Raw genomic sequence first — 18,011 nt, 5'->3', positions numbered from 1 at the left:
TGCAGACCTTTAAATATCGATGCGTTCGATATTTTCGGAATGTCATCTGCCGAAGCCGAAGAATTAAGATTGCCGCAACCTATTAAGGCGGTATGGCTGGCGCTTGATGAAATTGAAAACGGCCCTTATGTATTTAAAAATCTTCGGGATGTAATTAAAGTAAACGTAGTTAAGCTTAGAGATGACCTCATTAGCTGGCTCGACCAAAACCACGAAAATAACAATGAGGCTATTCCGCCAATTGCGAAACTGCTTGAACCGGATCAATTGAGGTCTTAGGTGAAAAATATCAAAGATTTCGGGGCGGTGGGCGATGGTGTGGCGCTGGATACGCAGGCGATTAATGCGGCCATTGAGGCCGCGGCGGTTGACGGCGATGTGGTTGTCTTTTCGGCGGGACGGTATTTAAGCTTTTCGATCCAGCTCAAAAGTAACGTCACCCTGCACCTGACCGAAGGGGCGGAGATTATCGCCGCCGATCCTAGAATTCACGCAGGTCAATACGATCCGTTTGAGCCTAATCCGTTCGATCTCTATCAGGATTTTGGCCATTCTCACTGGCATAATTCCTTGATCTGGGGCGAGGGGCTGGAGCACATCGCCATCACCGGCGCGGGCCTGATTGATGGCTGTGGCCTGACCCGCGAAGGGCCGGGATCGCAATGGAAAAAACAGGCCGGTGAGTTCCCGCTCAGTATGCGCGGTTTGTCGGCTGAGGTCATGGCCGAACTGGCGCCGGAAGTCTCGGCTATGGCGGGGCTGGGCAACAAATCGATCGCCTTGAAGAATTGTCGCCATGCGACCCTGCGCGGCTTTACGATCAAAAACGGCGGGCATTTTGCGCTGCTGGCCACGGGTGTTGAGGACATGGTGATTGACGGTCTGACCATCGACACCAACCGCGACGGGCTGGATATCGATGGCTGCCAGCGCGTGCGCATAACGGGCTGCAAGGTCAACACCCCCAATGACGACGCCATTGTGCTGAAATCGAGTTTTGCTTTGGGTGAAATCCGCGACTGCGAGGATATTCATATCGAAGACTGCCGCGTCAGCGGGTTTGATCTGGGCACGATGCTGGATGGCACCTTTGGCCGCACTCAGGAACGCGCGCCGGATCAGGACCGCGTCACCGGCCGTATCAAGATCGGCACGGAATCGAACGGCAGCTTCCGGCGCATTACCATCCGTAACTGCCATTTTGAGCGCTCCCGCGGCCTGGCGTTGGAAACGGTCGATGGCGGAGTGATCGAAGATGTGGTGGCCGAAAACCTGAGTTTGACTGAGATCACGACCGCACCTCTGTTCCTGCGTATCGGGGCGCGTCTGCGCGGGCCGGAAGGCACCACGCCCGGCGCGATCCGGCGGGTACGGATAGCGCACATGACGGCGACCGATATATTGGCGGATTATTCGGCCCTGATCATGGGGCTGAGCGATCATCCGATTGAAGATGTGACGCTAACCAACCTGCATTTCACCTATCGCGGCGGCGGCACGGCAGAGCATGCGGCGCGCCGGCCCGCTGAACTGGATAGCGCTTATCCGGAACCGAGCATGTTCGGGATTACCCCCGCCTATGGCCTGTGGGCGCGGCATGTGCGGGGGCTGAAGCTCGACAATGTGGTGCTGGGAAGCGATGCGTCCGATGCGCGGCCTGATATCCGGCTCGAAGATACTGAGACTTTATAACCGGCACGGGCGACCTGATCGAAAAGCTATTTTCTGAGCGGTAGGTTGGGTTAACCTTTTGGAGTCGCCCCCCGCCATGACTAATAAAACCCCCGCAAAGTCTGCGCTTGATATCTTCACCGCCCTGATAGCTGACCACAACAAGCACCGTAAGCTGCTGGATCAGATCGAAGCTGCCGATAAAGATGCACGGTTGGAACACTTTGCGGCCTTCGCGCTGGAGGCCAAGGCCCATGCGGCGGCCGAAGAACAGGCGCTCTATTCGGTCATGATGGCCAATCCTGACCTAACCTCTAAGGCCCGCCATTCGGTGGCGGAACACAAAGAAATCGAAGACCTGATCGACGAGATTGCCGAACTTGATGCAGGATCTAAGACATGGTCGGAAAAGTTCGAGGAACTAAAACACGAATATCTGCACCACATCGCGGAGGAGGAAGACGAAATGTTCCCTGCCGCCGATGAGGAACTCACCACATCCGAAGAACGCGACATGGGTGCGGTATTTAAAGACCGCAAACCCAAGGAAAAAGCCGCTGCGACCGTGGGTGAAGAAGATTAGGTTTTACGCCAAAACGGCACCTTGAGGCTCATTTGAGTTGCGGCGCGCCAGAGCCATTCGAGCGGGCCATAGTAAAACCGCTTTAGCCACAGGTGGGCGAAGATGATTTCGGCCACAAAGAAGACGGCACCCCACACCATAGCAACCGGTGGCGTTAGCCAGACCCAGCCGCCAAGCCCAAATCCGTAATAGACCGGCACCCACACCATCGCCTGAAACACATAGAGGCTTAAGGTCATGCGTCCGGCGGGTACCAGAACCCGTAGAACTGGTCCCGCAAACCCGTAAAACAGTTCAAGGATCACGAGCACGTAAACGCCCATCAGCGTCAAATCTGTCCACCCGCTTAATATCATATTCGACAGGGCCCCAGCCATAACGGGGCTTTGAGCGGTCGGGACCAGCGCGGTCAGGGCGGGCTTATAGATGATGAGCGCCGCAGAGGCTGCCGCCAGAACAGCCAGTGCTACCCTTCGGGCTTTGGCATATTTTTGCGGCTGATCGAAAAAGCCGATCCGGCCCAGAACCATGCCAATAAGGAACAGGCCGGCGATTTGCGCCACACGGCCGGTTTCAAGGAAAAACCACCATTTCGGATATTGCCCTTCAAACAGATTGTAGCGAATGACATCTATGAGCGTACCGTGCTGATAAGCCTCAAAACGGCCGCCATTCCAGAAGTTGGGCTTTGTATTGGCCCATTCAGCACCGCTGACGGCGCTGAAAAGCTGATAGAAAATAAACGGTTGCAGGATCAATATGGCGGCGATAGCGATCAGTATCCCTTTCTGGCGCACCCGGTGGAACGGGATCAGCACCAGCCCGATGGGGGCCAGAACCGTCAGCACATCGCCCCGGTACAGCGCCCCATGAACTACGCCGATGATCGCCAGTACCGCCATGCGCCAGGCAAAGCGGCCTGAGAAGTCCCCGCCCTTATGTGCCTCACGATCCATCAGCACGAAAAAGCTCAGGCCAAAACACAGGGCCAGCAGCGAAAACGATTTGCCCATTATATAGGTCAGCACAAACCCGCTTAAGGGGTCGGGCGTCATATGGGCATAATAAAGCTCGAACTGATCGGCGATATGGACCGCAAAGACGCCGAAAATGGCAAAGGCGCGCAACACATCGACCGCCTCATTGCGCTTGGCCACGGTAACCTGTCCCGACATACCCCCCCCAAAAAAAAACTATAAAATCTCCAGCAACCGTTCTATGGGGCGGGCGACAAGCGCGCCATTGGCCGTAACCACAATGGGCCGTTCGACCAGCACCGGATGCTGAACCATTGCCTCAAGAATCGCATCATCGCTCACGTCTATGCCGGTTAGGCCCAGTTCCTCAGCGGGGGTGCCACGGGTGCGCAGGATGTCGCGAGCGGTTACCTTCAGGGTTGTTATCAAGCCGTGCAACTGCGGCTTCGTCCAACCGACCTTGCCATAGTCGACTATAGTGGGCTCAATCCCTTGCGCGCGGATAAGCTCAAGCGCCTTACGTGAGGTGGAGCAGGTCGGGCGATGATAAATGGTAACTTCGGTGGCCATGAAACGCTTTTCTTAAACAGAGTCTAAGCGTTTTGTTTAAGCCATGTCCGCAGCGATTCATAGGCTTCCGGGCGGCCTTGCGCGCACTCGGTCAGCAAAAACCCGATCATGTTGGAAAAGTGCGCCATCTGCGCACTGTAGATGATTGAGCGGCCTTCGCGGTGGGCGCTCAACAGCCCCGCACCCGTTAAAATACTCAGGTGCGTTGAAGCGGTATTCGCGGGCATATTGACCGCGCGCGCGACCTGACCGGCGGCAATGCCACCGGGGCCTGCGGCGACAATAACCTGATACATGGCCAACCGTCCGGGGTGGGCCAGAGCGAATAGATTTACGACGGCATCATCGGTATTCATGCCGATAAGTGTACATGAGATTTAGGGCACAAAAAGCGAAATAAGATAAAAAATTTCGTCTTTCTCGCGACTATGGAATTAAAAACCCGTAAGAACCTAATAGCTTAAGACGCCAGACGGAAACTTTCCTCGCCCATGCGCTCCAGACGGTTGCGCAGGTTCAGCGCGTTATTCAGGGTATCAACCGACATGCAGGCTATGGCGTCGACGCGGCTCGACAGGCGCGCAAACATATCGGCATAGGCCTCAGCGATGCGGATTTTGGAGTCGCTCATGTCGCTTGGGTCGGGCAGGAACCAGTCGATGACCATCGGATCGCCTTTGAAATCAGGCCAGTGACCATCGGCGGGCAAATGATGTGACAGGCGAAAGATAAAATCGAATACCGGCGCATCCTCGGTGGTCATGGTGCTGACCGGCTTTGGCGACAGAGACGACAAGGTGTAGTTGATCTTTTGCAGCACGCTCATGACATAGGGGCTGACAGAGGCGGCAGGCGTGATGCCGGCTGAATAGGCTTCAAACCGTCCGGCGCCTAAGCGATTGAGCAGGGCCTCAGCCATGATCGACCGCGCCGAATTATGCTCACACAGAAACAAGACTTTAAACGACTGAAAACCCATTACCCTGACCCTCATCTTATTTGTTTTCGGGAACCTGCCCATATAACGAAGTTACATGAATGGGTTTAGTTTAAGGTTTACAGACACGGTTAATTAAACGCAAAAGCGCATACCAAAAAGTGTGAAGCGGTTTTTGGAAACAATGCGCGTAAAATAGAAAAACGCCCGTCGGGAGGGGCCGACGGGCGCTCAGTCGCCTTGCCCGCAGGTAAGGCGATAACTCTATGGCTTTATCCGTAGCTTAGGCGGCGACGATGCCGCCGACTTCGGACGGATCGCGCAGCACATAGCCACGGCCCCAGACGGTTTCGATATAGTGGTTGCCCGAAGCGGCCACGGCCAGCTTCTTACGCAGCTTACAGATAAACACGTCGATGATCTTAAGCTCAGGCTCGTCCATGCCGCCGTACAGGTGGTTCAGGAACATTTCCTTGGTAAGCGTCGTGCCCTTGCGTAGGGAAAGCAGTTCCAGCATTTCATATTCTTTGCCGGTCAGGTGCACGCGGTTGCCTGACACTTCGACGGTCTTGGCGTCCAGATTGACAATGATGTCGCCGGTCTTGATCACCGACTGGGCATGGCCCTTGGAGCGGCGGACCACAGCGTGAATACGTGCGATCATTTCGTCTTTGTGGAACGGCTTGGTCATGTAGTCGTCAGCGCCGTTGCCCAGGGTCTTCACCTTGGTATCGATTTCCGACGTACCCGACAGGATCATGATCGGGGTATTGATCTTGCCCACGCGCAACTGACGCAGCACTTCTACGCCTGACATATCAGGCAGGCTGAGGTCGAGCAGGATCAGGTCGTAGTCATAGATCTTACCCAGATCCACGCCTTCTTCGCCCAGATCGGTCGTATAGACGTTAAAACCTTCTGACTTGAGCATCAGTTCGATGCTCTGCGCGGTCGCGCTGTCGTCCTCAATAAGTAGTACTCGCATCAAGCCCCTCCGGCGTTGGGAACGAGGTTGGGGCGACATGCCCAAACCATTCGTTAACAAGCTAAAACGAAAATCCCTTAAGATTCGTTAAGCTTACCCGAAGATTGATTCGTAAAGTGATTTGCGACTCACCGACAAGAGTCGGGAGTCAACGATTCGATTTATTAACAGGATAAATATGTGCATTTTTTGGCACTGAGTCTTTTGAATCACACAGCGGGGAACCCCCGCGGGTGAAACTTGGAGTGGGTGGAATGTATTTATTTCGCTTGCTAATGACTAAGGTTTAAATGTCATTTCCATTTAAATCTGTAAGAAAGCTGGGGGCTTAAAGCATGGCGAGATTGCAAAACGTAATTGAAAACGGCTTGAGCGTCGATGTTCCTACTTATGACAGGCTGATTTGGCCTACCTTAAAAGCATTGCGAGCATTAGGTGGTTCCGGGTCAAACGAAGAAATTTATGATAAAATCATTGAGAATGAAGGTTTTTCTGAAGAAATTCAGCAAGTGCCGATGACCGGTCATAATAAAGGTAAGCTGGAATATAACTCTTTTTGGGCGCGCACATACCTCAAAAAGTACGACGCTATAAACAGTTCAGGTCGCGGAGTGTGGGTTCTTTTAGAAAAAGGTGAAAGTTTAACAGAGGCAGATTGTGCAAAAATACCGGCGGCAATTAGAAAGCTTAGTTACAGTAATAGGAAAGGTTCTGGAAAAGCAAAGGTTCAGGATCTCAAACTAGAAGAGCCTAATGAAACTGATATAATTGACTGGAAAGATCAACTTCTTACGGCTGTCCAGAATATTCCACCATCATCTTTCGAGCGCTTATGCCAACGTATACTCAGAGAAAACGGTTTCACTAAGGTGGAAGTGACCGGTAAAAGTGGTGATGGTGGAATTGATGGGGTGGGAATCTATCGAGTAAACTTAATTTCGTTCCATGTTTCATTCCAATGTAAGCGCTACCAGGGAAGCGTAGGAGCGGGTCATATTCGCGATTTCCGCGGTGCTATGATTGGCAGGGGCGACAAGGGCCTATTTATTACTACGGGCACCTTCACCTCGGAAGCTCGTAAAGAAGCTAGCCGAGACGGTGCACCGGCCATAGATTTAATCGACGGTGAAGAACTATGCGTTCTGCTTAAATCACTTCAACTTGGTGTAAAAACTGAAATGATCGAGAGCGTTAGCGTCCAGACAGAATGGTTCAACACCCTTTAGTATGTACACCGAGGCTTCTGAATGAGACGCGCAAAAGTACACTGAGCCGTCAGGCGAGGGACTTTTGCGCGATTGGCTTTACGCCGCACCCGCCGCGCGCAGGGGCATGGACGGACGCAGGGAGGCATTAGCCGCCATATTCTTTACATACATGCCGCGCATACCCGACAGAGGCTTAAACGCATCGGTAATGCCCAGCACCGTCTCAGCGGCCCCTAAGAACAGGTAGCCGTCGTCGGCCAGCATGGTCGCCATCTGCTCCAGCACGCGCTTTTTGGTCTCAAGATCGAAATAGATCAGCACATTGCGGCAATAGATGACATCCAGCCGACCCAGACCGCGCAGATCATCCAGCAGGTTCATCTTACGAAACTTAACGGCCTGACGCATCTTGGGCGAAATCCGCCACATTTCGTCGACCTTTTCAAAGTTCTTGACCATCATGGTGATGGGTAGACCGCGCTGAACCTCAAACTGGGTATAGAGCCCGGCTTGCGCCTTTTCGAGACAACGCTCAGAAATGTCGGTCGCCGTGATGTCCAGATTCATGCGCGGATATTGAGCGCGCGCTTCATCCATCATCATGGCCAGTGAATAGGGTTCCTGGCCGGTCGAACAGGCCGCGCACCATACCTTGATGTCGCCTGAAACGCGTGACTTGGCAAAGACAGGCAGGACGTCGGACTTGAACTGATCGAACGGGGTTTTGTCGCGGAAAAAGAAGGTCTCGTTGGTCGTCATGGCGTCGACCACGGCGTGGATGATCTTTTCATCGCGACGGGTGCGCAACGATGTCAGCAGGCCCGCGACATTGGCAAAGCCTTCCTTACGGGCGATCGGGGCCAGACGGCTTTCAATCAGATAGGTCTTATCCGCGCCCAGTATGAGGCCGGAGCGGGCTTTGAGCAGGGCGGCCAGATGTTCGATGTCTTCAGGTGTCATTGTGGTCTTTCCCCGCGCGCAAAAGTCTTACAGGCCTGCGCCAGCCCTTCAATAGGTTTAATAAGTTCAGCAAGGCCGGCTTCGGCGACCGCACCCGGCATGCCCCAGACGACGCTTGAGGCTTCGTCCTGCGCCATCACGGTGGCGCCTACGTTAACCAGCGCCTGTGCGCCGTCGCGGCCGTCATGGCCCATGCCGGTCAGTACAACGCCGAGCGCATGGTGGCTGTAGACTTCGGCGGCGGAACGGAACAACGGATCGACCGCCGGGCGGCACCAGTTAACCTGCGCGCTCTGATCGAGCTTGATCTGCTTGACGATCGGGTCGTTCTTAATCGTCATGTGCCAGTCGCCGGGAGCGATATAGACATTGCGCGATTCAATCAGCATCCCGTCCTTGGCTTCGCGCACGGTCATCGGCAGAGCTTTATCGAGATGCTCCGCCAGAATGGTGGTGAAGGTCGCGGGCATGTGCTGTACGATCAGCACCGGGATCTTCCAATCAGGCCCAAGGGCCAGCAGGAAATTACGTAAGGCTGGCGGGCCACCGGTCGAAGAGCCGACCACCAGCAGATCGATACGCTTAGGGCCGGTACGCGGGCGCAGCATCGGGGCCGCCACATGTCCCGTTTTTAGCGGGGTGATGTTGGTCGCGCGCGGTGCGGGGGCCAGTGATGGTGCCAGCGATGGTGACGGCGCGAGTGACGATGGCCGCGCGGTTTCAGACCTGGTATCAGGCGTCGCTGATGGCGGCCCTGAGTTTGGGGGAACTGGCCACAAACGGGTACGGCCACACAGGGCGCGTATCTTGGTCAGCAGTTCGGTGCGGAACCCGTCTGCCCCGCCAATGCGTGACGAATCGGGCTTCGGAACATAGTCCGCCGCGCCCAGTTCCAGCGCACGAATGGTGACTGACGCCCCGCGGGTCGTCAGCGTCGAGGCCATCAGCACCTTCAGGCCCGGCTTTGCGGCAATCAGCTTGGGCAGGGCTTCAAGGCCGCCCATGTTAGGCATTTCGATGTCGAGGATCAGCACATCGGGCTGGATGTCCTTGACGCGTTCGACCGCCTTGGCCCCGTCGGTGGCGGAACCGGCCAGAACCATGTCTGATTCCTGCTCGATCCAGCGCGTGACAAGGCCCCGCACCACCGCCGAGTCATCGACGATCATGATTTTCAGGGGCCGCAACGAGGCCGCAGGATTGGGGTTAGCTGACATATGAGGCTTGTTTCATATTATGGTTACCGGCTACCGTGAAAAAAATAGGCGTTGTAAAAACGCCTAGATCAGACCGACTTCCTGGAATTTGGCTTCGAGAATGTCGCCATCAAAGGGCTTCATTATGTATTCGGAGGCCCCTTCGGTCAGGGCTTCGGTAATGTGGGACAGATCGTTCTCGGTCGTGCAAAAGACCACGATCGGGTCTTTGCCGCCCTGTTCCTTGCGCAGGTGCTTCAGGAAGGTGATCCCGTCCATAACCGGCATATTCCAGTCCAGCAGCACGGCGTTCGGCATGGCCGCCTTACAGGCATCCAGAGCTTCCTGACCGTCGGCGGCCTCAAGCACTTCAAACTGAAGGTTTTCCAGAATACGTCTGGCGACTTTACGGATGACGCGGCTGTCATCAACAACAAGGCAGGTTTTCATTCTAAAAAGCCCCTAAAATTACGCTAAACTAGGCTGCCTTAAGATGCCCGGCATCCAAAAGCGTGTGTGGGTCCAACACTATCAGAAGTTCCTTTTCCAATTGATAAACGCCGACAATTATTTCTGCCCAGCGCGGCGGAAGATTGCCGGGGGCGGCGTGGAACTTTTCGTCATCCAGTTTCAGGACTTCATCAACGGAATCGATCACGAGGCCATAAGAGTCACCGTGAACCTCAAGACCAATGGCCAGAGGCTCAGGTGCGCCCTCTTCGCGTGGGCCAAGACCCAAACGACGGCGGGCACAGACGGCGGTAACGATCCGGCCACGCAGGTTTAAAACCCCAGCGATTTCAGAGCGTGACAGTGGCACAGGCGTTAAGCCGCGCGGGTGAAACACATCATGGACACGGGCGGCATCGACGCCAAACAACTGACCACCGACACGCAGGGTTACATAATCACGGATGCTCATGCGGCGACCTTTCCAGCGTCGGACTCAGTAGTGGTTTTGCGGGCATGTTCAGCCAGACCGCGGAATTGGTAGTAATCGACATCGAGGATTTCACAGGCGCGACCGGCGACAACCGCCGTACCGCGAACGCCCTGACGATCCGGCGACAGTTCGATGGACAGCGAATCTTCGACGACATCGACGATCTCATCGACCGCCAGCGCCATAGCGTAACCTTCGCCGGTAAAGACCAGCAGGGGCTGAATACCTTCGGCCATAAGGCCAGAGCCTTCGCTGACGTTGAGGATCGGCATCAGCTTGCCGCGATATTGCAGGGCGGCGCGGCCATCCATGCGCTCGATCTTTTCGACTTCGATGTGCTCCAGGCGCGTGATGTGCGCCAGTTCGACCGCCTTGGGCGCGCCGTAACCGGCCTTGAACAGCAGCATGGCCACTTTTTCATTCTCCGCCGAGGCGACCACGATTTCACCGTCTTCGGCTGATTTTTCATCAATGATGTTGCCGGCATATTCCGACAGGGCGTTCGGATCTAGGATCAGCACGACCGAGCCGTCACCAAGGATGGTGGCGCCCGAAAACGCCTGAACGGAGCGTAAGATTCCGGCCAGCGGCTTAACCACGATTTCTTCGGTGTCGAGAACATCGTTGACCACCAGACCATAACGGCGCTCACCGACCTGAATGACCATAACAAAGGTTGGGTCCTCAGATTGGGCGGCCTCAAGCTGCATGGTCGGGCCAAGTTGTACCAGCGGCAACAGCTTGTCGCGCAGGCGTAAGACCAGCGCGTCATTGATCTTTTCAATCTTGTGCTCGGCATTGGCGCCGGTGCGAACCAGTTCCATCACCGAGGTTTGCGGCACAGCGAACTTCTGACCACCGGCACCGACGATCAGGGCTGATACGATAGCCAGGGTCAGCGGAATCTTGATGGTAAAGGTCGTGCCCTGACCCATGATCGACACGAGGTCGATCTGGCCACCGATTTGCTCAATATTGGTGCGCACCACGTCCATGCCGACGCCGCGGCCCGACAGGTTAGTGACCTTGGCGGCGGTCGAGAAACCGGGTGCAAAGATGAAGCGGTGGATCTGTTGATCCGACATGGCTTCGACTTCGTTGCGCGGGGCCAGCGCCTTTTCGATGATCTTTTCGCGGATGCGGGCGGTGTTGAGGCCGCGACCGTTATCAGCGATGCGGATAACGATATAGCCGCCTTCGTGGAAGGCCGACAGCTTGACCGTACCGTTGGCGGGCTTACCCAGTTCGATGCGCTCAGCGGTCGGCTCAAGACCGTGGTCAGCCGAGTTGCGCACCATGTGGGTCAGCGGATCGCGGATCAGTTCCAGAACCTGTCTATCAAGTTCGGTGCCTTCACCGTCCATGACAAGGTCGATCTTCTTACCCAGTTCGTGGCTGAGGTCGCGTACCAGACGGGGCAGCTTTTTCCACGCCGCGCCAATCGGCTGCATGCGCGTTTTCATCACGCTGTCCTGCAACTCACCGGTCAGGGTCGAGAGACGCTGTAATGGGGTGGCAAAGGCGGAATCTTCACGGTTGCGCGAAATTTGCAGCAACTGGTTGCGGGTCAGAACCATTTCCGACACTAGCGTCATCAGTCCTTCCAACACGTCAACCGACACGCGGATCGACTGGGTGGTGGCGATACCGGCACCATCTTCGCCCATCATAGGCGCTGGGGCGTCAGATGCGACGGGGGCGGCTTTGGCGGCCACAGGTGCCGCGGCGGCAACCGGGGCCGGTGCCACTTCGGAGACGCTAAGCTCCGGCTCGACGTCGGCGACGGCTTCGTTCATCCAATCTGGCGCTTCGGCAGCGGCAAAGGCGGCCTCAAGGTCGGCTTCGGACACTTCGCCGGGGCGCAGGGCGCGACCGGTGGCGGGGTCGATATCGCCGGCTTGCAACGGGGCGGCAGCGGCAGCGGCGGCGGTGGAGACCGCGGGGATATTCAGTTCGGCGGGCTCGATCTCACCGTTCAGAGAGCGCTCAGGCACATCGATGGCCTGCACGGCGGAGATATCAACGGCCTGACCTTCGGCCATGGCCTCAAGTTGCGAAATCAGGTCGTGATCGTCGCCGTCCGGTTCATTGCCGGTCGATTCCAGACCCGACAGGATGAACTTGATGCGGTCGATCGAATGCAGCACCAGCGTTACGGCATCGGAGGTAACCTCCAGCTTGCCATCGCGGAAACGGCCCAGCAGGGTTTCACCGGCGTGGGCGACCGCTTCGAGGCGCCCCAGCCCTAAGAACCCGCAGGTGCCCTTAATGGTGTGCACCAGCCGGAAAATATTATCGAGCGTCTTGCGCTCATTCGGGTTGGCTTCGAACTTGACCAGTTCACTATCGACCACCTCAAGGCTTTCGGCGGTCTCGGTCAGGAATTCAGCAATCAAATCGTCCACAGCATACCCCGTCAGGTTACTCTTTAAGCCGCACGTCCTACTCAGACGCACCTTGGCCCCGGATAAACTGTATAGACAGGGTTTGGTTAAGAGACCGTTGGCAAAAGATTAATGAGGTGTGAATACTCTTTTAAAAGGTCTGCAGACGGCGTCATTGCGGCGTCATCTGCACTTGCTACATCAAAATTTTAATCAAGGGGATACGGATGTCGCTTTTAAAGCTTTCGAGCGCGGGCTTAGCGCTGACCCTGATGGTTGCCATCCCCGCGGTGGCGGACGATATCCCGGTCGAAGTCGGGGTACGGCCTCTTTACCTTATCGACAAACTGCCCGAAGGGCCGCTTAAAGAAAAACTCAAAGACTGCATTGGCAAGCCGGTGCACCGTACACTTTTTTCTATCGGTCACCGCGGCGCGCCGCTGATGTTTCCGGAGCATACGGTCGAATCCAACCGGGCTGCAGCCTGGCAGGGGGCGGGGATTCTGGAATGTGATGTGGCCTTCACCAAGGATAAAGCGCTGGTTTGCCGCCATGCGCATGATGATCTGCACACGACGACCAACATCCTTGTGACCCATCTGGCGGCCAAATGCACTCAACCGTTCGTCCCTGCATCAGGCCAGACGCCCGCGCGCGCCGAATGCCGTACGTCTGATCTGACACTCGCCGAATTTCAAAGTCTGACGCCCAAGATGGACGGCGCCGATCCGACCGCTAAGACGGTTGAGGCCTATCTGGCCGGCACGCCCGGTTGGCGCACGGATCTTTATGCGACTGAACCGGCACAGACGATGACTCACAGAGAATCGATTGCCCTGTTCCGGTCGCTGGGGGCCAAATTTACGCCTGAGCTGAAAACCCCGGTCGTGGCCATGCCGTTCGATGGTTTTTCGCGAGAGGCCTATGCCCAAAAACTGATTGATGACTATAAGGCGGCGGGCATTCCCCCGAAGGACGTCTGGCCGCAGAGTTTTGATATTGCCGATATCCGCTACTGGATTGCCCGTGAGCCGCAATTTGGGGCGCAGGCGGTCTATTTGATTGATGACGGTTCCATTCCGGGGCTGGACGGCATGAACCCGCAAAGCTGGGGCTTTGATCCGGTGGCGCTTAAGGCCGAGGGTATCAACTATGTCGCCCCTGCCATCAGTTTTTTGCTGACCGTCGATGAGACTGGCCGGATTGTGCCGTCGCGGCTGGCCAAGGCCCTTAAGGCCGCCGATATCAAGATCATCGCCTGGACGCTGGAACGCTCCGGCCCGCTGACCGATGGCGGCGGCTGGTATTTCCAAAGCGTGTCAAAAGCTATCCGTACCAGCGGGGATTATTACACGGTACTTCATGTGCTGGCTCAGGATGTCGGTGTGACCGGCGTCTTCAGCGACTGGCCCGCCACGGTCAGCTACTATGCCAGTTGCATGGGGATGAGGTGAGGCTACCGGCAGCCCATCAACTATTTTACCGTCTCGCACCTTACCCCTGACATGGTGTGAACCGAGCCATCATCGGCGCGCAGGGCGAGGCATTTCCCCTTACGGCGGATGATATCAAAGCGGATCGGCACAGCGGTCGAGTGAGTTTCATGCGGCCCCAGCGGCGGGGGCAGAACGGTGACGGTTGAGGTCTGATCCGTCGCCGTGACCCCAAGTTCAATCCGTCCGCGATTGAGGGCCTTGGCCAGAGCGACACTCAGCGCCGCGCGTGTTTCAGCGACACTCAGATCAACGCTTGCGGGCTGATCGGCAGCCGATTGTCCGGCATTTGTCTGGCACGCGCTCAATCCCAACGCCAAGGCCGCCAAAGCCAGTTTTGTGAGCCTCATCATTCGTCTCCCTCAAGCGATATGCCGAAAAGTGTCTATAATATCGCGTTAAACGAAATTATCTCATCGTCATGTCGCGGTTGGTGTCCATGATCCCTTTTTCCGGCGCTTCGAGCCTTAGCGACCCGCCCGCATTACGGCTGCTGAACGCACCACTCTGGATCGCAGAGGTCGCGACCGGCGGCGGGGTCGGGCACGCACCCGTTGTGGCATAACCGATCGCGGCCCTAAGCAGCCCTTCGGTGCTGTCGCCCAGTTCGCGCGTCAGGTCGTCATTGGCTGAACAGCCTGCGATCTTAACGCCGGTGGAGGTTGCGGCATTAGCCGGCACAAAGCCATCGGCATAATCACCGAAACCGGCATGGTTCACGCCCTGAAACTGAATGGTGTAATAGGTCTCCCCGCAATTGTCCTGCGGGTAGAAACCATAGGGCTTGCCGCAGGTGCGCCCGCCGATCTGCACCACCTCAACCCCAATGCCGCGCAGGCCGTTGATGACCGCTTCGCTGGCGCTACAGGTCGCATCGGTCGTCAGCACAAACACCCGCGGCAGGTTCAGCGTCGGCAGGGCCGTGCCTTGCGCCAGACTGAACCCTAGGCCGGTAGTGTAAAACGGCACCGGATTATTGGCCTGCCCCGTGACCGGATTTCGGCTTCCGGCCAGGGCATTAAAACGCAGGCTCTCAAAATTGCGGTTGGTGGTACGCGCATCACCGGCGACCATGTAGCTGAGTTGCGAGGCCACGGCTAATAACCCGCCGCCATTATAGCGCAGGTCAAGCACCATATCACGCACCCCTTCGTTGCGCATGGTCGTCATGGCCCCTGCCAGTTCGGCTTCGCTGGCATTCGGACTAAAAGTATTGAACAACACATAGCCGATCTTGCCGCCCGCCCCATCAGGCAGGACGCGGGTGCGGTTGACGGCCTTGGCGCTAAGGTTCTGGGCGGTCAGGGTAATAGTGCGGGTGGTGGTTGTGCCGGGATCGCGCACCTCCATCGTCGTCGTCACACCTGTTGCAGGGGGGAACAGGCCGTTATTCAGTATGTTAATTTCCGCCTCAGTGCTGCCCCCGTTGACCAGATCAATGCCGTTGACGCGCAGGATTTGCGTGCCGCGAATGAGCTTTTTCTGGCCGCCCGCCATCTCTTCGGCCGGGGAGTTCGGGTCGGTATAAAGCACGCGCACATCGCGCGGGACGCTGCCCGATAAAATGGCAAATTCCGCCCCGTAACTGGCACTGGCCACCGCATTGCGCCGCGCCAGATATTCGGTGGTCGGTTCACTGAAATGGAACTGATCCTTGGGCGCACCGGACGCCGTAAGCGCTAAGGTTTTCAACGTGGCGAAATATTCGGTGCGCGTGCCGCCGTTTGCGGGGTTAGTGTCGGTGACTTCGGTATTCCACAGATAGGTTTCGCGCGTCCACGACCTGAGCCAGTTTTTTTCGGCCAATTCCGTGCCCGCCCGGTCGGGATAGGCATTGCCCTCTATGTCAACGCCGGTACGAACGGTCTGGCACTGGTTCTTAAAGGTGCTGGCGGCGGAGAATACGCCCGATACCCAACCCGCGGGCTGAGGAACAGATCCTCCACCTGTCGTGCCGCCACCACCGCCACCTCCGCCGCCACATCCTGTCAGCGCCGTCGCAGCAAAGATCAGCCCAAGGGTGGCGATTTTTTTTAAGCAAAACATGAACTCTGTCCCCCGAACCTTATCAGCCGGACGATACCGCAGGTTGCCGAAGAGTCAAATCCCCGCGAGTGGGTGCTTTACATCTTCACAACGATCTCAAGCCGGTCTTCTTCGGCCGTGAATGTGAGGGTGCCGCCCGCTTCCTTGACTACGCTGTTGAGCCAGAAGGGCTGAATCCATTGCCCCGACAGGCCGTCACCGAGCGGATCACCGCTTAAGCCTTCAACCGCTTCGGGTTTCAGGCGGGCCTTTTTGCCGGTGGACACGGCGGTAAAGCTTATGGCGTCGCCGTCAGTTTCCATCTCGATTTTGGCCGTCCCGCCCAGCGGCAAGGCCCCGCCGGCGATATAGGCCAGATTGACCAGAGCGCGGGCCACCGGCTTTTCCAGTACGATCTCATCATCGATACTGAGGTCGAGCGTGGCGCGCATGGAGGCGAAGATATCATCCAGAATTTTGCGCAGTTCCTTAATGGAAAAGGCTTCGGCAGTGGTTGCCGCGCCAAAGGCCACGCGGGCGAAATATACGATCGACACCAGCTTTTTCGACGACGCCTTGATTAGGTTGATCGCATCTTCCTTCATGTCCTGCGCGGACGGGTCCTCAAGCAGGTCAAGGCCGGACACAATCGCACCCGTAGGCGATATAAAATCGTGACACAGTTTGGCGATCAACTGGGTCGCCAGTTCATGAGGATTGGGCAGCGCGTTAGGTGGCGCGGTCTCGGCCTCGGCGGCATCAATTGTGTCGGCTACGGTGGCTTCAGGGAAGGTCATGCCCATATCCTTAGTTTAGATTCTTTGACGCCATATGTGAGGTGATTTGCCTTATCAGCAAACATTTTAAGCGATAAGGTGGTCAAAATTCAGTTTGGTTTGTCTCGGTAACAGCACGCGCTCCCCGGTAACAGGCCTGTTTCACCCCGATTTGCATTTACCCGTTTGGGTTTGTGCGGTAATCACATCACAACCGAATTACCAAATTAAAGACCACCGGAGGTTCATTCCATGTCCGAATCCACACTGTCGCGTTCTGGCCGCGGTAAGATTTTCGATTCCATCCTCGACACCATGGGCGATACGCCGCTGGTGCGCCTGCCGCGCCTGTCGAAGGAATATGGCGCTAAGGCCGATGTGCTGGCCAAGCTTGAGTTCTTCAATCCGCTGTCATCCGTCAAAGACCGTATCGGCATTTCGATGATCGAGGCGCTGGAAGCTTCGGGTAAGCTGAAGCCGGGGGCCACCATCGTTGAGCCGACGTCGGGCAATACCGGCATCGCGCTGGCGTTTGTGGCGGCGGCCAAGGGCTATAAGCTGATCCTGTGTATGCCGGAATCGATGTCGCTGGAGCGCCGTAAGATGCTGGCGCTGTTGGGTGCGCAGCTTGAACTGACCCCGGCCGAAAAAGGCATGCGCGGTGCGATTGCCAAGGCGCTGGAGATTCTGGAAACGACACCCGGCTCGGTCATGCCGCAGCAGTTTGAAAATGACGCCAACCCCTATATTCACCGCATTTCCACAGCTCAGGAAATCTGGAATGACACCAATGGTGCGGTCGATGCGGTCATCTCCGGCGTCGGCACCGGCGGCTCGATCACCGGTATCGGTCAGGCCCTGAAAGAGAAAAAGGCCTCGGTTAAGATGATCGCCGTTGAACCCGAAGCCTCGCCCATCCTGTCGGGTGGTGAGCCTGGCCCGCACAAGATTCAGGGCATTGGCGCCGGTTTTGTGCCGGGTATCCTTGATCGCGGTGTGATTGATGGGGTGGAAACGGTCTCCAACGATGCCGCTTTTGCGATGGCCCGCAAAGCTGCCGCCACCGAAGGCCTGCCGGTTGGTATTTCGTCCGGTGCCGCGTTAGAGGTCGCCTTCCGCCTGGCGGCACGCGATGAATATGCCGGCAAGACGATCGTAGCGATTATCCCGTCGTTTGCCGAGAGATACCTCTCCACCGCCCTCTTTGACGGCCTGTAAATCGCGGTCTTTGGACAATTGCGGCGTTGTCATCGCTTGCAGGTACTAAGTGTACCTGCGGCGCTCGACGCCTGGCACTTGTCGG

Annotated in this window: 19 protein-coding genes; 6 read left to right on the top strand and 13 right to left on the bottom strand. The window is 56.7% G+C overall.

The window, feature by feature from the left end:
- The first annotated feature begins 39 nt into the window (after positions 1-39).
- The 3 genes from PQU98_RS08825 to PQU98_RS08815 all read left to right on the top strand — a co-directional run bounded on the left by PQU98_RS08825 (position 40) and on the right by PQU98_RS08815 (position 2,254).
- The gene (locus tag PQU98_RS08825) at positions 40-279 is read left to right on the top strand and encodes a hypothetical protein (protein ID WP_272744577.1); all 240 of its coding nucleotides are present in this window, start codon (positions 40-42) and stop codon (positions 277-279) included.
- Complete coding sequence (locus PQU98_RS08820) at positions 280-1,692, top strand: rhamnogalacturonidase (RefSeq protein ID WP_272744576.1); 1,413 nt, start codon at positions 280-282, stop codon at positions 1,690-1,692.
- Between the two features lie 76 nt (positions 1,693-1,768).
- Positions 1,769-2,254 carry a hemerythrin domain-containing protein gene (locus tag PQU98_RS08815; protein ID WP_272744575.1) on the top strand — a complete coding sequence of 162 codons (486 nt, stop codon included), beginning with the start codon at positions 1,769-1,771 and terminating at the stop codon, positions 2,252-2,254.
- Here the strand turns inward: PQU98_RS08815 and PQU98_RS08810 are convergent.
- The 5 genes from PQU98_RS08810 to ctrA form a co-directional block, all read right to left on the bottom strand.
- Positions 2,251-3,429: a DUF418 domain-containing protein gene (locus PQU98_RS08810; RefSeq protein WP_272744574.1), complete on the bottom strand. Its 1,179-nt coding sequence runs from the start codon at positions 3,427-3,429 to the stop codon at positions 2,251-2,253. The two genes, PQU98_RS08815 and PQU98_RS08810, sit on opposite strands and share 4 nt — an antisense overlap.
- Positions 3,430-3,447: 18 nt before the next feature.
- A complete protein-coding gene (gene arsC / locus PQU98_RS08805; RefSeq protein ID WP_272744573.1) occupies positions 3,448-3,801 on the bottom strand; it encodes an arsenate reductase (glutaredoxin) in 354 nt (117 codons plus the stop codon).
- Between the two features lie 23 nt (positions 3,802-3,824).
- Entirely contained in the window at positions 3,825-4,157 is a 333-nt protein-coding gene (locus PQU98_RS08800) for an ArsR/SmtB family transcription factor (RefSeq protein WP_272744572.1), read from the bottom strand.
- Positions 4,158-4,261: 104 nt separating this feature from the next.
- A complete protein-coding gene (locus tag PQU98_RS08795; protein WP_272744571.1) occupies positions 4,262-4,780 on the bottom strand; it encodes an arsenate reductase/protein-tyrosine-phosphatase family protein in 519 nt (172 codons plus the stop codon).
- Positions 4,781-5,021: 241 nt separating this feature from the next.
- Positions 5,022-5,723 carry a response regulator transcription factor CtrA gene (gene ctrA, locus PQU98_RS08790; RefSeq protein ID WP_272744570.1) on the bottom strand — a complete coding sequence of 234 codons (702 nt, stop codon included), beginning with the start codon at positions 5,721-5,723 and terminating at the stop codon, positions 5,022-5,024.
- A gap of 335 nt (positions 5,724-6,058) precedes the next feature.
- On the opposite strand from ctrA, the gene PQU98_RS08785 reads away from it, so the two are divergent.
- Positions 6,059-6,949, top strand: a complete 891-nt coding sequence (locus tag PQU98_RS08785) for a restriction endonuclease (RefSeq protein ID WP_272744569.1) — start codon at positions 6,059-6,061, stop codon at positions 6,947-6,949.
- Positions 6,950-7,027: 78 nt separating this feature from the next.
- Here PQU98_RS08785 and PQU98_RS08780 read toward each other — a convergent pair whose 3' ends face one another.
- The 5 genes from PQU98_RS08780 to PQU98_RS08760 all read right to left on the bottom strand — a co-directional run bounded on the left by PQU98_RS08780 (position 7,028) and on the right by PQU98_RS08760 (position 12,435).
- Entirely contained in the window at positions 7,028-7,891 is an 864-nt protein-coding gene (locus tag PQU98_RS08780) for a CheR family methyltransferase (RefSeq protein WP_272744568.1), read from the bottom strand.
- Positions 7,888-9,108 carry a protein-glutamate methylesterase/protein-glutamine glutaminase gene (locus PQU98_RS08775; protein ID WP_272744567.1) on the bottom strand — a complete coding sequence of 407 codons (1,221 nt, stop codon included), beginning with the start codon at positions 9,106-9,108 and terminating at the stop codon, positions 7,888-7,890. Before PQU98_RS08775 ends, PQU98_RS08780 begins: the two co-directional genes overlap by 4 nt.
- Before the next feature lie 63 nt (positions 9,109-9,171).
- A complete protein-coding gene (locus tag PQU98_RS08770) occupies positions 9,172-9,537 on the bottom strand; it encodes a response regulator (RefSeq protein ID WP_272744566.1) in 366 nt (121 codons plus the stop codon).
- 28 nt (positions 9,538-9,565) lie between these two features.
- A complete protein-coding gene (locus PQU98_RS08765; protein ID WP_189484448.1) occupies positions 9,566-10,009 on the bottom strand; it encodes a chemotaxis protein CheW in 444 nt (147 codons plus the stop codon).
- Positions 10,006-12,435: a chemotaxis protein CheA gene (locus tag PQU98_RS08760; RefSeq protein WP_272744565.1), complete on the bottom strand. Its 2,430-nt coding sequence runs from the start codon at positions 12,433-12,435 to the stop codon at positions 10,006-10,008. The genes PQU98_RS08765 and PQU98_RS08760 overlap by 4 nt, the downstream gene beginning before the upstream one ends.
- A gap of 206 nt (positions 12,436-12,641) precedes the next feature.
- Between PQU98_RS08760 and PQU98_RS08755 the strand changes: the two genes are divergently transcribed.
- Positions 12,642-13,868, top strand: coding sequence for a glycerophosphodiester phosphodiesterase family protein (locus tag PQU98_RS08755; protein ID WP_272744564.1), 1,227 nt, complete (start codon positions 12,642-12,644; stop codon positions 13,866-13,868).
- A 20-nt stretch (positions 13,869-13,888) separates the two neighbouring features.
- Here PQU98_RS08755 and PQU98_RS08750 read toward each other — a convergent pair whose 3' ends face one another.
- From PQU98_RS08750 to chpT, 3 genes are all read right to left on the bottom strand, one after another.
- Entirely contained in the window at positions 13,889-14,257 is a 369-nt protein-coding gene (locus PQU98_RS08750; RefSeq protein WP_272744563.1) for a hypothetical protein, read from the bottom strand.
- A gap of 58 nt (positions 14,258-14,315) precedes the next feature.
- Entirely contained in the window at positions 14,316-15,953 is a 1,638-nt protein-coding gene (locus PQU98_RS08745; protein ID WP_272744562.1) for a S41 family peptidase, read from the bottom strand.
- 77 nt (positions 15,954-16,030) lie between these two features.
- On the bottom strand, positions 16,031-16,729 hold the full coding sequence (gene chpT / locus PQU98_RS08740; RefSeq protein WP_272744561.1) for a histidine phosphotransferase ChpT: 699 nt from the start codon (positions 16,727-16,729) through the stop codon (positions 16,031-16,033).
- 231 nt (positions 16,730-16,960) lie between these two features.
- Between chpT and cysK the strand changes: the two genes are divergently transcribed.
- On the top strand, positions 16,961-17,926 hold the full coding sequence (cysK, locus tag PQU98_RS08735) for a cysteine synthase A (RefSeq protein ID WP_272744560.1): 966 nt from the start codon (positions 16,961-16,963) through the stop codon (positions 17,924-17,926).
- Positions 17,927-18,011: the final 85 nt, after the last annotated feature.

It is taken from the genome of Asticcacaulis machinosus, assembly GCF_028550435.1.
Classification (GTDB): Bacteria; Pseudomonadota; Alphaproteobacteria; order Caulobacterales; family Caulobacteraceae; genus Asticcacaulis; species Asticcacaulis machinosus.
The sequence above is the reverse complement of the archived record's forward strand: the minus strand, read 5'-3'. Positions and strand labels throughout refer to the sequence as shown.